This is a genomic window from Lactobacillus sp. wkB10, assembly GCF_000760615.1.
Taxonomy (GTDB): domain Bacteria; phylum Bacillota; class Bacilli; order Lactobacillales; family Lactobacillaceae; genus Lactobacillus; species Lactobacillus huangpiensis.
Genome location: NZ_JRJB01000004.1, coordinates 28,905 through 42,883, shown reverse-complemented (window position 1 = coordinate 42,883; position 13,979 = coordinate 28,905). Strand labels below are relative to the sequence as shown.

General features: G+C 35.6%; 9 protein-coding genes and 1 CRISPR repeat array. Of the genes, 8 read left to right on the top strand and 1 reads right to left on the bottom strand.

Annotated features, from left to right (window positions below; genetic code table 11):
• Nucleotides 1-19 precede the first annotated feature (19 nt).
• A complete protein-coding gene (gene rpoN, locus LACWKB10_RS03530; RefSeq protein WP_034978830.1) occupies nt 20-1,291 on the top strand; it encodes an RNA polymerase factor sigma-54 in 1,272 nt (423 codons plus the stop codon).
• A 61-nt stretch (nt 1,292-1,352) separates the two neighbouring features.
• Here the strand turns inward: rpoN and LACWKB10_RS03525 are convergent, their stop codons facing one another.
• The gene (locus LACWKB10_RS03525) at nt 1,353-2,294 is read right to left on the bottom strand and encodes an aldo/keto reductase family oxidoreductase (RefSeq protein ID WP_034978828.1); all 942 of its coding nucleotides are present in this window, start codon (nt 2,292-2,294) and stop codon (nt 1,353-1,355) included.
• Nucleotides 2,295-2,481: 187 nt separating this feature from the next.
• Between LACWKB10_RS03525 and LACWKB10_RS03520 the strand changes: the two genes are divergently transcribed.
• The 7 genes from LACWKB10_RS03520 to LACWKB10_RS03490 all read left to right on the top strand — a co-directional run bounded on the left by LACWKB10_RS03520 (nt 2,482) and on the right by LACWKB10_RS03490 (nt 13,922).
• Nucleotides 2,482-3,390, top strand: coding sequence for an L-lactate dehydrogenase (locus LACWKB10_RS03520; RefSeq protein WP_034978826.1), 909 nt, complete (start codon nt 2,482-2,484; stop codon nt 3,388-3,390).
• Nucleotides 3,391-3,516: 126 nt separating this feature from the next.
• Entirely contained in the window at nt 3,517-7,707 is a 4,191-nt protein-coding gene (cas9, locus tag LACWKB10_RS03515) for a type II CRISPR RNA-guided endonuclease Cas9 (RefSeq protein ID WP_034978824.1), read from the top strand.
• A 224-nt stretch (nt 7,708-7,931) separates the two neighbouring features.
• Entirely contained in the window at nt 7,932-8,843 is a 912-nt protein-coding gene (cas1, locus tag LACWKB10_RS03510; protein ID WP_034978823.1) for a type II CRISPR-associated endonuclease Cas1, read from the top strand.
• Entirely contained in the window at nt 8,821-9,126 is a 306-nt protein-coding gene (gene cas2 / locus LACWKB10_RS03505) for a CRISPR-associated endonuclease Cas2 (RefSeq protein WP_034978821.1), read from the top strand. The genes cas1 and cas2 overlap by 23 nt, the downstream gene beginning before the upstream one ends.
• Nucleotides 9,123-9,791, top strand: a complete 669-nt coding sequence (gene csn2, locus LACWKB10_RS03500; protein ID WP_034978819.1) for a type II-A CRISPR-associated protein Csn2 — start codon at nt 9,123-9,125, stop codon at nt 9,789-9,791. The genes cas2 and csn2 overlap by 4 nt, the downstream gene beginning before the upstream one ends.
• A 32-nt stretch (nt 9,792-9,823) precedes the next feature.
• Nucleotides 9,824-11,311: a CRISPR direct-repeat array (repeat unit 36 nt; unit sequence GTTTTAGGTGGTTGTTAGATCAATGATGATTAGAAC).
• 47 nt (nt 11,312-11,358) lie between these two features.
• Nucleotides 11,359-12,600 carry an MFS transporter gene (locus LACWKB10_RS03495; protein ID WP_081945340.1) on the top strand — a complete coding sequence of 414 codons (1,242 nt, stop codon included), beginning with the start codon at nt 11,359-11,361 and terminating at the stop codon, nt 12,598-12,600.
• A gap of 164 nt (nt 12,601-12,764) precedes the next feature.
• Nucleotides 12,765-13,922: an FAD-dependent thymidylate synthase gene (locus LACWKB10_RS03490; protein WP_034978817.1), complete on the top strand. Its 1,158-nt coding sequence runs from the start codon at nt 12,765-12,767 to the stop codon at nt 13,920-13,922.
• Nucleotides 13,923-13,979: the final 57 nt, after the last annotated feature.

Sequence of the window (13,979 nt, the reverse complement as noted above, 5' to 3'; positions counted from 1 at the left end):
GTAAGAGGAGGAAAAGCCGATGACACGATTGCAAAAAATGGTATTAAAGCCAAAAGAGCAGTTAGTGACACGGCTTTTTTTGTCACCAAAATTAAAGCAGAATTTAACCGTTCTTTCCTACAGTACTCATGACTTAATAAATGCCATGAAGGAAATGAGTGCTAGTAATCCCTTTGTGACTTTGAAAGAACCTAAAGGCGAGATGCAGAATTTGGAATGGCTGCGCTCGCCTGAAACAGAGAATTTAATAGATCATTTATTGATGCAAGTGGATTTAAGCGACTGGCACAGTTGGGAAAAAAGTGCAGTCAAGGCTTTGATTTACCATCTTGATGAAGATGGCTACTTGAGAATTGATTTAGCTAAAATTGCTGAACAAACTGAGTTTACGCTTGCAAAATTATTAAGAGCAAAAAGCCTGCTTCAAAGTCTTGATCCATGTGGAATCGGGGGTGCAAATCTGGCTGAATGTCTGGCACTTCAGGCAAAACAAAAAGACAACTTTAATCCTGTAGCACTTGAAATTTTGCTTGATAATCAGTTGGAAATGCTGGCCGATCCTAAAAAATGGTCTAACTCTAGGTTTTCAATATCGGAATTAAATGATGCATTGGCCAGCATACAAACATTGAACCCGACTCCAGCCAGCGATTATATAGTTGACAGTAATGTTCAATATTTGTTACCCGATTTGATTTACAAGGTAACAGATGGACGTATAACGGTAGAAAACTTTCAAGCGCAAATACCAGAGATGGTTTTTGATGAAAAATCATATCGGGAATTAAAAGATCAGTCTACTGAAAGTAAGTATTTTTCGGAGCAAAAGCAGCGTTTTCTTGAAATGAAAAATGCGATTGAAGAGCGTCAGAAAACTATCATGAGATTGGGTAAATATGTGGGCCAGTTTCAACATGGTTTTTTAACTACAATGCAAAAGCAGAAATTAAAGCCACTTGGTTTAAAAGAAACAGCTCAGGCTTTGGGTCTGGCGCCAAGTACAATTAGCAGGGCGATTAAAGATAAATACGTCCAGTGCCAGAATAAGGTTTTCAGTTTGAAAATTCTTTTTCCGCGTAAAGTAACTACTGATTTATCCCAAGCACGCATAGAATACGACCTGCAAAAGATCATAAAAAAAGAAGATGTCCGTGCTCCCTTAAGTGATCAGCAATTAGTAGAAATTTTTGCAGCGCATGATGTGACTTTAAGTCGACGAGTGATTGCTAAATACCGTAAAAAACTCAATATACCTAATAGTTACAGTAGAAAATCCAAGTCAATTGATTAATGTTGGCAAAAAAAATCCTAACGTAAAATTGCGTTAGGATTTTTGTGTTATCAGCTAATTTTTAAGGCAAATCGTTACCAGCAGCTAGATAAATGTCATACCATTCCTGAGCAGTAAGTGAAATATCTGCTCCCTTGGCACTGTCGATGATATGAGCTGGTGTCATTGTACCGATAATAACTTGTGTATTTGCCGGATGCCTTAAAATCCATGCAGCAGCAACAGCATTTTTAGAAACACCTTTTTGATCAGCTACTTTTTGCAAGGCATCATTAACCTCCGGAAACTTAGGATTACCAATGAAATTGCCTTCAATTTGACCGTATTGGAAAGGCGACCATGCCTGAACGGTCATGTTGTGCAAGCGTGAGTAATCCAAAACGCCACGGTCATGATCAATACTCCGCTCATCAGTCATATTAGTGTGAATATTGAAATCAATTGGACCAGTGTGCATGACACTTAATTGCAGTTGATTAATTAACAGTCTTTGACTAACTCCACTCTGCAGTAAATCGACTTGCATCGGGTTGAAGTTGGAAACGCCAAAATGACGCACTTTACCGTCTCTTTGTAACTCATCGAAGGCAGCAGCAATTTCTGCAGGATCCATCAGAGCGTCTGGTCTGTGCAGCAGCAAACTGTCTAAATAATCAATTTTCATACGAGAGAGAATACCATCTACAGCATTAATCAGATATTTCTTAGAAAAATCATACCTTGTAGTCTTGTAATTTAAATCAGGATTTTCATAAATTCCAGTCTTTGATTGAATGTAAAAATCGTTGCGTTTTAAAGATGATTTTTGTAATGCTTCTCCAAAAATTTCTTCAGATTTACCGTGGCCATAAATATCGGCTGAGTCAATATAATTAATCCCAGTTTCATGGGCAGTTTCTAATGCCTTGACTGCTTCATCTACAGTCAATTTATTCATGCGCATAATTCCCAGTGCAATAGCTGAACCAGTAAAGTTAGTGTTACCAATTTTAATTTGTCTCATAATGTACCTCCTTTCTTTAGTATACGCTTTCTTAGAAGCAAAAATTTAAAAACAGGGTAGTTTTAATTTATATTTAGCAATAACGACAAAAAACCTAATATTTTTTTAAAAATAATTTTATTTTTATCATTATTTTGTATATAATAGATATTACATAATTTTGAAAAAACAAGTAGGAGGGAAAATTATGAGTAATAAAATAGGAGTTATCGGTGACGGTCACGTTGGCAGTACGGTAGCGCAGCAGTTAATATTAACAGGTTTAGTAGATGACCTCGTTATGATTGATGTTAATGAAGCAAAGGTTAGAGCAGATCAACTTGATTTTCAAGACGCGATGGCAAATTTGAAGCACCACACTACTATTACAATCAATGATTATTCCGCCCTCAAGGATGCAGACATTGTCATTAGTGCTTTTGGAAATATTGAGTTGGAAGCAGGCGGCGAGCGTTTTGCCGAGTTGAATTATAACCGTGAGAGAATTGGAGACATTGCGGAGTCAATCAAGAAGAGTGGCTTCAATGGTATTTTGGTTGCCATTACCAATCCAGTTGACGCAATTACTAATATGTACCAGGAACTAACTGGTTTACCGCGCAAACATGTCATTGGTACCGGTACTCTATTAGATACGGCTCGTATGAAGCGTGCTGTTGGTGAACGGATGAATGTAGATCCTCGTTCAGTTGAAGGTTTTAACTTGGGTGAACACGGTAATTCGCAATTTACTGCTTGGTCAACTGTTAAAGTTTTGGAAAAACCAATTACTGAAGTAGCTGAAGAAAAGCACCTTAAGCTTGAAGACTTAAACGATGAAATTAAATTCGGTGGTCAAACAGTTTATAAAGGCAAGCAATATACTAACTACGGTATTTCAGCTGCTGTAACTCGTTTGGTAGAAACCATTCAAAGTGATGCTCACACTGAAATGCCAGTTTCAAATTACCAGGAAAAATATGGTACCTACTTATCTTATCCGGCAATTGTTGGTCGCGATGGTATTGTTCAAACCGTTGAATTGACACTGACAGATGAGGAAGAAAAGAAATTACAGGCATCTGCAGAAACAATTAAAGAAAAAGCAAACAAATAGTTCTAATTTGTTTAATATAAATGATGGTCACAAAGATCATCATTTTTTTATTATATGAAAAAGATAGTGAATTATTTTGTTGTATGGGGTATTCTTATAGTAATGAAATAATTAAGGAGAAAGAATATGACGAAAAGAATAGATGATTATATTCTGGGGCTCGATATCGGGACCAACTCTTGCGGCTGGGCCGTGACTGATAAGAAAAATAACTTATTAAAGCTCAGAGGGAAAACAGCAATTGGTTCACATTTATTTGACGAAGGACACACTGCTGCTGAGCGTCGCAGTTTTAGAACTACCAGAAGACGACTTAAGCGTAGAAAATGGCGCTTAGGATTGCTGGAAGAAATATTTGCGGAACCAATGGCTAAGGTAGATCCGGGATTCTTTGTGCGCCTGCATCAATCATGGGTTTCGCCACTTGATAAAGATCGCAAAAAGTATCAGGCGATTGTGTTTCCAACTGCTAAGGAAGATCAGGCATTTTATAAACATTATGCTACAATCTATCATTTGCGTGATGAATTGATGACGCAAGACCGTCAATTTGATTTGCGGGAAATATTTTTAGCCATCCACCACATTGTTAAATATCGCGGTAATTTTTTACAAGATACTCCTGTTAAAGATTTTGAAGCTTCCAAAATTGAAGTGGGACCCATTTTATCGCATATCAACAACGCTTTTGCGGAAAAGATAGTTGAAGAGCAAGATCCTATTGAATTAAATGTCGCAAACGCTACCGATATTGAGGCTGTTATACGGGGTAAAGATGCAGAAAAGACCGTTTATAAGATGGACAAGGTCAAGAAAATTGCCAAGTTATTAACGGATTCAACTGCCAAGGAAGAAAAAAATTTAGCCAAGCAGATTGCTAATGCTATTATGGGCTACAAAACGCAATTTGAAACTATCTTAGGCAAAGAAATCGATAAAAGTGACAAGGCGCAATGGGAATTCAAACTGACTGATGGGGATGCCGATGATAAGCTTGATGCATTACTGCCAGACCTTGATGAAACTGATCAGACTATTATTGCCGAAATTAAAAAGCTGTTTAGTGCAATTACTTTAAGTACTATTGTTGATGAAAACAAGAGCTTATCACAGTCAATGGTGGCCAAATACGACAAACATCACCAAGATTATAAGTTGTTAAAAGCTTATATCGACACTTTGCAGGATCGCAGTATAGCTAAAAAGTTGCTTTTAGCCTATGATTTATACGTTAATAATCGTCATGGTCGTTTGCTGGAAGCCAAAAAAACATTTGAAGATAAAAAAAAGAAAAAAGCTTTAACCAAAGATGAATTTTATAAAATAGTTAAGGATAATCTTGACGATTCCGATCTTGCTCATGAAATACGGCAAGAAATAGCTGCAGATAACTTCATGCCTAAGCAGCGAACAAACAGTAATGGTGTAATTCCGTTTCAGCTGCATCAAATCGAACTAGATAAGATTATTGCTAATCAAAGCCAATATTATCCATTCTTAGCTGCAGAAAACCCAGTAGAAGATCACCGTAAACAAGCACCTTACAAGTTAGATGAACTGGTTAGATTCAGAGTACCTTATTATGTAGGTCCGATGATTACAGCCGATCAACAGAAAAAAACTTCCGGTAAGAGTTTTGCTTGGATGGTCAGAAAAGAAGATGGTCAGATTACGCCTTGGAATTTTGAACAAAAAGTAGACCGTCAAGAATCTGCCAACAAGTTTATTAAGCGCATGACTATTAAGGATACTTATCTTTTAGGTGAAGATGTTTTGCCAGCTAATAGTTTGCTTTATCAAAGATTTGAAGTTCTAAATGAGCTTAATAATATTAGAATCAATGGTAGTAGAATCAGCGTCGACCTTAAGCAACAAATTTTCAATGATCTTTTTGAAGAAAAGAAAACTGTCACAGAAAAATCTTTGACAAGTTATTTGAAGCAAAATCTCCATTTGCCAACTGTAGAAATTAAGGGGCTGGCGGATCCAACTAAATTTAATTCAAGTCTTGCGAGTTATTATCACCTCAAAAGCTTACATGTGTTTGATAAGGAATTAGCAGATCCACAATATCAAAAAGACTTTGAAAAAATAATTGAGTATTCATCTATTTTTGAAGATAAAAAGATCTTTCAAGATAAGTTGCATGCTGAATTTAAATGGTTAACACCTGAACAGTTTAAAGCTATTTCAACTTGGCGCTTGCAAGGCTGGGGTAGATTATCACGGAAGCTCCTTGTTGAATTGCATGATACAAATGGCCAAAACATTATGGAACAACTGTGGGATAGCCAAAAGAACTTCATGCAAATTGTGACAGAACCAGATTTTAAAGAAGCAATTGCTAAGGAAAACCAAAATGTTACTCAAGCAAATGGTGTTGAAGAGATTTTGGCTGACGCCTATACTTCTCCAGCTAACAAAAAAGCTATAAGGCAGGTCGTCAAAGTAGTAGCTGATGTTGTAAAAGCAGCAGGTGGCAAGAAACCTGCACAATTTGCGATTGAATTTACACGCGAACCTGATAAAAATCCAAAGTTGTCACATATTCGTGGCACTAAATTGCTCAAAGCATATCAGGAAACTGCTGGCGAACTAGTGGATCAGAAGTTAACGGATAGCTTAAAGGAAGCGATGACCAGTCGTAAATTGCTAAAAGATAAGTACTTTTTATACTTTATGCAGGCTGGAAGGGATGCATATACGGGGCAAAAAATTAATATTGATGAAGTATCGACAAATTATCAGATTGATCATATTTTGCCACAGTCATTTATTAAAGATGATTCCTTTGATAACAGAGTATTAACTGCTACTCCGCTAAATGCAGAAAAATCGGATGATGTACCTTATAAGCGCTTCGCCAATAATTATGTTTCAGACCTGAAGATGACAGTAGGTGAAATGTGGAAACACTGGCAGAAGGATGGCATTATTAATAAGCATAAGCTAGGTAATTTGCTACTTGATCCAGATAGATTAAATAAATATCAAAAATCTGGGTTTATTAACAGACAGTTGGTAGAAACAAGTCAAATAGTCAAATTAGTGTCAGTTATTTTGCAAAATAAATATCCAGATTCAGAAATTATTACGGTTAAAGCAGGAGATAACTCGGCTTTGCGTCAACGTCTAAACTTATATAAGAGTCGTGAAGTAAATGACTATCACCATGCCATTGATGCCTACCTCTCAATTATTTGTGGCAACTTTTTGTACCAGGTTTATCCTAAGTATCGTCCATACTTTGTTTATGGCAAGTATAAAAAGTTCAGTCAAGACCCGGACTTGCAGAAGGAAGTTATCAAACACTTCAAGGGCTTTACGTTTATGTGGCCATTATTGCAAAAGGATAATTCTGAGCGTAAAGCTCCAGAAAAAATTAAAGAAAATAATAGTGATCGAATTGTCTTTTACAAGCATCCTGATATTTTTGATAAATTACGTAAAGCATACAATTATAAGTATATGCTGGTTTCAAGAGAAACGAATACTGAAAATAGTGGCCTTTTTGATGTAACTATTTATCCACGCGGTGAACGTGACCTTGCGAAGACTAGAAAGCTGATTCCTAAAGGTAATGGACTCGATCCGAAAATTTACGGTGGCTATAGCGGTAACAGTGGTGCATATATGGTAATTGTCAAAATTGAGCAGGCAAAAAAATCTATTTATAAAGTTATTGGCGTTCCGATGCGCACTCTTGCAAGTTTAAACCAGGCTAAAAAACAAGGAAACTATCAAGGAGAACTCCACAAAGTACTTGAGCCGCAGATTATGTTTGATAACAAAGGGAAACCTAAACGTGGTGTTAAAGGCTTTAGAGTAATAAAAGATCATGTACCATTTAAGCAAGTGGTCTTAGACGGTGACAAAAAGTTTATGCTTTATTCTGATCAATATGAAGCTAATGCCAAACAACTGACGCTTTCTCAGGAGACTATGCGAATAGTGACAGACAACTTGAAAAAGGGCGAGGATCAAGATCAATTACTAGTAGAAGCATATGATGAGATTTTGCAAAAAGTTGATCAATATTTACCACTTTTTGATATGAAAGGTTTTAGAAATGGTTTGCATAAGGGTAGAGATAAATTTATTGAATTATCAACTAATGATAAGAAATCTACTTTGAGTAATATTTTAAATGGCTTACATGATAATATGGTAGAAATAAAAATGGAATATTTGGGTATAAGGACTCCATTTGGACGTTTGCAATCAAGTTCTGGTATCAATTTATCACCAGATGCAGTACTAATTTATCAGTCACCGACTGGACTTTTTGAAAAACGGGTTAAGATAGCCGATTTATAAATAAAATAGGGAATCAAAACAATCCGGTTCCCTATTTTTGTGCATAAAAAAACCTCCGCTATAGAGCTGAGGCAGGACGGTAATAAACCGCATTGAAACTTAGTATCTAAAAGATACATTGTTTGATTTTAAAATCTGGTTGTTAGATCAATAATGATTAGATCGTTGGTAGCTAACCAACAACTATAGTATAACATTTATTTTTAAAAATACAAGGAGGAAATATGGGATGGAGATCAGTAATCATCACGCAGCATGCTAAATTGACTTATTCAATGCAAATGATGATTGTACAAACTCGTGATGGAATAAATCAAATTCCTATTGAGGATATTAATTTGTTGCTTGTTTCAACTACACAGGCAGTGATCACCAGTTCACTCATTAGTAAGTTGGCACAAAATCAAACCAAAGTTATATTTGTAGATGAAAAAGATAATCCGGTGGTAGAAACAGCTGTTTATTATCCAGGAACAAGAAATATGGCTAAATTAACGCAACAATTTAATTGGGATGAGCATTTAAAAGAATTACTGTGGACAAGAATTGTTAGTCAAAAGATCAAAAATCAGATTGCAGTTTTAGATAATTATCATTTGAATAAGGAGGAAGTTCAGAGTGAACTGGATCAGTTGGAAATAAATGATGAAAGTAACCGGGAAGCAATTGCAGCGCGTAAATACTTTATGCTTTTATTTGATAAAAATTTTGTTAGGCGTGATACCAGTGCTGTTAATGCAGCTCTAGATTATGGCTATGCCATTTTGCTTTCTAGTTTTAACCGTGAAATTGCAATGAATGGCTATCTGACATATTTTGGTATTCACCACTGTTCACAGGAAAACCAGTTTAATTTGGCCTCGGATCTAATGGAACCCTTTCGACCATTTGTTGATTATTGGGTTAAGGCTCATGAAAAAATCAAAGAACTAACGCCAGATATTAAGTATGGGCTAGTTGAACTTTTAAGTTTAGAAATAAAATTTAATGGTAAAAAGACGCTTTTGACAAATGCTATTACAGTTTATGTGCGAGAATGTCTAAAATTTCTAAGTGGGGATAGTAAGGAATTGCCAGAAATGGAGATGAGTTTGACCAATGAGGTACCGAATAATGCGCTTAATGATAATGTTTGATTTGCCAACAGAAACGGCAGAAGAACGAAAAGAATATCGCCAATTTCATAAAAAGCTGATTAATGAAGGTTTTCTGATGGTCCAGTTTTCAGTATATGTTCGAGTCTGTGTTACTAGACAAACCGCTAAGTTTTTGGAAAATCGTATTAGGAAGTTTCTACCTCGAGGAGGTCTAGTCCAGTCATTAATGGTTACGGAAAAGCAATATAATGACATGCATTTTTTACTTGGCAAACCAATTGATGATGTGCGTAATACGTCAGATAGGACGGTAATTTTATGATTTTAACCTATGCGACCCATAAAAAATGGGTATTTAAAAATTCAGGAATAAAAGTTATTGGTTTGCAAAGCCCAATTGCATACCGTGATATAATTCAAGGCTTTCAAGGAAAAAACAAGATGTTAATTTGTTCAGAAGATGATTATAGTGCCCTTGAAGTAAGTAAAACTTTTGATTTTATTGGCGACCCACTACTTAGTGGAGATATCACTAAAAAATATATGCCTCATATTGTAAGTAGTTATCTAAAAAATTTAGATGAAGAAAATCGTAATAAGGTGATTAAGTCTTTTTATAATTTAGAATCAACCTTGCAGGATTCACTTTTACTTGAAGATTTACCTTTAGCAATTAATTTTGATGAAGACTTAAAAAAATTGCTTAAATTTACAGAAATTCATTTTGATGAATCAATGCTACTCAGTACATATGGTATAATAGAAACAGTTTTAAAAATTCACCAGACGTGTAATTTAAAATCAATTCCTGTTATTTGTAATGTAGCTCATTACTTGGAAGAACAGGAGTGGCAAGAGTTAGCTAGTCTTGTTACAGAAATGAATTTAATTTTGGTTGTAATTGAATTCACGACAAAAGAAAATTTGGCAATATCTAAAGACATACCTTTTTACTATATCGATAAGGATCTAATCGATTGGTACTAGCATCAAGATTAAAATCAGATTATAAAATATCGGTTTTAGGTGGTTGTTAGATCAATGATGATTAGAACTTGGTGCTTAGTAATTATGCAAACACAGCAGTTTTAGGTGGTTGTTAGATCAATGATGATTAGAACTAAACTTAAACCGTTTGCGATAATAAATGCGTTTTAGGTGGTTGTTAGATCAATGATGATTAGAACTTAAAGAATGTAAGGCAAGCCGACGGGGGCGTTTTAGGTGGTTGTTAGATCAATGATGATTAGAACTTTCATTAGGATTGTGAAAGCTGCCGTCTGGTTTTAGGTGGTTGTTAGATCAATGATGATTAGAACAGCGCAGACGCAATTAATGCCGTTGCAAACGTTTTAGGTGGTTGTTAGATCAATGATGATTAGAACCGTAGCCATTAGCTCGTGGCTGTCTCAACCGTTTTAGGTGGTTGTTAGATCAATGATGATTAGAACATAAGTATTGAAAGACAAGCTTACGGTTAAGTTTTAGGTGGTTGTTAGATCAATGATGATTAGAACTTATCTTGCTCCTTTAGATAGCAATAATTTGTTTTAGGTGGTTGTTAGATCAATGATGATTAGAACTAATTACCTTTACAGAAGGCAAAGACTATGGTTTTAGGTGGTTGTTAGATCAATGATGATTAGAACAAAATTCTACCAGGATGTTCCTTATCAAGAGTTTTAGGTGGTTGTTAGATCAATGATGATTAGAACAAACGACAACGATTAAAATGTTTCAGGACGGTTTTAGGTGGTTGTTAGATCAATGATGATTAGAACAATCAAGACTAGTTTGGGACAGGTAGGACAGTTTTAGGTGGTTGTTAGATCAATGATGATTAGAACGTCGGCAAGGACAAATATGGCAAGGCAATGGTTTTAGGTGGTTGTTAGATCAATGATGATTAGAACTAATACCAGCACAAACATTGGTAAATACTGGTTTTAGGTGGTTGTTAGATCAATGATGATTAGAACAGTTAAATCTTCATCATCATAGTCATAAATGTTTTAGGTGGTTGTTAGATCAATGATGATTAGAACGAACGATAAGCAAGGGGTTGCCTTGTTAGGGTTTTAGGTGGTTGTTAGATCAATGATGATTAGAACGAAATTGATAAAACCATTGTTCAGGGGGGAGTTTTAGGTGGTTGTTAGATCAATGATGATTAGAACTTATTGTTGTTTGACAGTGCCTTGATGAAGGTTTTAGGTGGTTGTTAGATCAATGATGATTAGAACTGCTAGGTAGACTTTTCATTCTTGAGCATGGTTTTAGGTGGTTGTTAGATCAATGATGATTAGAACATAAATGCTGGGCTGTGGGATGCGCCATTAGTTTTAGGTGGTTGTTAGATCAATGATGATTAGAACTTAAAAGGCAATGAGAAAGCAACTGATTACGTTTTAGGTGCTTGTTAGATCAATGATGATTAGAACAATAAGCAGGGAATGCATAACAATCTCAAGGTTTTAGATGATTGTTAGATCAATTAACGCTTTAATATTTTAAGAAATTGACACTAATTAAAGAAAGGCTGCTATTTGTTCAAATGCAAAACATACTAAAAAGTAACAACAACAAACTATACCTTTTGTCAGTGATCACCGATAACTTGGGCAGCTCTTTAATGTCATTTGCGTTGCCGTTGATGGTACTTGATATCACTAAAAATGGTATTCACTTATCAGTAATTTCTATTATTGAAACATTGCCTATTTTGGTTTTAGGTCTTCCGGCAGGTGCTTTAACGGATAAATTAGATGTTAAAAAGATTCTCATTTTTAGTGATTTGATTAGATTAATCAGTTATTTGGTTCTTTCGGTATCATTTGCATTCCAGCTAACCGTGAATTGCATGATTTTAATTATTTATGCGGTATCACTTGTCGTCAGCGTGACAAACACAATTAATACGGTGTCAGAAATTACTTTTGTTTCTTTTTTAGTAGAAAAGAAGGATTTTTCAGAATTAAACAGTCTGGTTTACGGCATACAATATGCAGCTAATTTTGCATTGCCTATTGTAGGCGGAATATTATATCAATATATTTCACATAGCCTTTTAATTGTTATTTGTGCAATTTTCTACCTAATTAGCCTTTTACTGGAAAAAAGTATCAACCTGAAAACTAAATTTACCGCTTTTACCGGCTTTACAGCTCTTAAATCTGCACTTAAAACGGTAAAAACAGATATAAAGGAAGGTCTGCAATATACCCTTAATCTTCGTTCTGTTTTGTATCCGTTAATATTAGCTGCACTAGTTAATATTGTGTCAGCTAATTTTGATAATGATAGCCTCATAATATTACGTACGCAATTAAAACTTTCCTCTCAAAATATTGGAATAATTTCAGCGATTGCAGCTGTCAGTGCCTTAATTGGTACTTTGGTGGTCAATTGGTTGAATAGGCACATTAAGTTTAATCTATTGTTTGTATTGCTAATTTTTGCAGGTGCTCTTTTTCGTGCCCTTTTTGCGCTGGACCAAAATGTACCAACAATGGTTTTAGCAATTGCATTTGTTTCTATAATTGAATCAATTATTAATATAAGTATCATCACGAATAGGCAACAGCAAGTTGAACAAAAATATCTTGGGCGGGTTACGAGTATCTATAAAACAGTGCTAATTGGAGTAAACTCTTTGGGCTATCTTTTAGGCGGTCTTGTTGCTAAAAAAATAGGTTCAAGATCAGGCATTGGAGTTTCAGCTATTGAACTTTTGCTAGTTACAGTAATTAGTATTTTTTTACTGGCACCTGAAATAAAGCACGATAACGAGCCTTAGCATCAAAAATTTGGGCAAAAATAGTAAAAAGCAAGAATTTATAGGCAGGTTGGGAAACTATAAATTCTTTTTTGTTTATATATGCAGGTCATTTGTTTAAAGTAACAGATAGATTAATAATGATTATAGTCTGTGACTTAATAAATTAATGAGGAGATATATAAATGACTACAGTGCACAATAATAGTTGTGAAGTTAAACCAGATTGGTCATCAGTGATTGTGGAAGAAGAGCAAATGCCCTGGTCCCAAAATGGTGCCAAGACCATCTGCGCAAGGTATAAGGATCCAGTTCTTAGAGGCTATTCTGCTGTAATTGTAAAAGATTCAATCAACAGAGAGTTTTCTGAGAATGAAAACTTAATTACACCAGACAGAGTTACAACTATGATTGTCAGGTTTCCCAGATTTATTCTTCCCGAGTGGAATACTCATCGGGTTTTCAGCAGAAACAGTGCCTCTTCCAGAGCCAGAAGCATAAAGACTACCGTCAAGCCAGTAATGGAGCAACCTGTGATTCCACTATGGACTATTAATCACAAGGGTATGACAGGGCCATTTGCTGATTCGGAAAGGGCAAAAAGATCTACTGCAAATTGGCTGCATTCCCGAGATGAAGCCGTTCTGGGTATGTTTCGACAGCTAATGAATGAAGAAGAAGTCCCCTACGATGCTGAAGCTAGTGACTGGGAAAAGTTTGCTGACAAGTATGATAAAGCATATAAAAATGATGCAGTTCCAGCTTCATGGAATGATGTCCATAAACAAGACTGCAACAGATTGATTGAACCATGGATGTGGCATGAAACTTTGGTAACGTCAACTTATTGGCAAAATTTTCTGGATTTGCGAATTGCTGCTGGCGTCCAGCCGGAAATGGAAACTATTGCAATTTTGATTAAAGCTGTTCTTAAAGCAAGTCCCAAGTATGGAACACTGAAAAAGAGAATATTGCATGTTCCCTTTATCGAGGTTGAAGAAAATGATCTGTTATCATGGGAAAGGCTTGAGCCAGTGCTTTTGCAATCGGCTTCAGAGTGTGCCAGAATTTCTTATCATGACCGTTCTAAAATGAAAAACAGAAATGGCTCAAATTTGGGCAAAAGGTTGCTTGCTGAAAAGCATATGAGTCCGTTTGAACACATAGCATGGTCAGCTAAAAGCAGTGACTGGAAAAAAGTTCCCGCATTAAAAGAAAGGATGACGGATTTACTTGAAAAGCATCCTGATTGCCCACCCGACAAGATAGCTGGTTCGCTGACTTCAAATTTTAGTGAGAGCTGGCTGCAATTTAGAAGAGTCATTGAAAATAGAGAACAGTAAGACAATTAACTATGTCTAATTACATAAAATTTGCAGAAAGCAAAAGACTAATAAATT

Coding starts and splice junctions, on each gene's coding strand:
- LACWKB10_RS03495 (WP_081945340.1), top strand. CDS start 11,359: ATGCAAAACATACTAAAAAGTAACAACAACAAACTATACCTTTTGTCA.
- LACWKB10_RS03490 (WP_034978817.1), top strand. CDS start 12,765: ATGACTACAGTGCACAATAATAGTTGTGAAGTTAAACCAGATTGGTCA.
- rpoN (WP_034978830.1), top strand. CDS start 20: ATGACACGATTGCAAAAAATGGTATTAAAGCCAAAAGAGCAGTTAGTG.
- LACWKB10_RS03520 (WP_034978826.1), top strand. CDS start 2,482: ATGAGTAATAAAATAGGAGTTATCGGTGACGGTCACGTTGGCAGTACG.
- cas9 (WP_034978824.1), top strand. CDS start 3,517: ATGACGAAAAGAATAGATGATTATATTCTGGGGCTCGATATCGGGACC.
- csn2 (WP_034978819.1), top strand. CDS start 9,123: ATGATTTTAACCTATGCGACCCATAAAAAATGGGTATTTAAAAATTCA.
- LACWKB10_RS03525 (WP_034978828.1), bottom strand. CDS start 2,294: ATGAGACAAATTAAAATTGGTAACACTAACTTTACTGGTTCAGCTATT.
- cas2 (WP_034978821.1), top strand. CDS start 8,821: ATGCGCTTAATGATAATGTTTGATTTGCCAACAGAAACGGCAGAAGAA.
- cas1 (WP_034978823.1), top strand. CDS start 7,932: ATGGGATGGAGATCAGTAATCATCACGCAGCATGCTAAATTGACTTAT.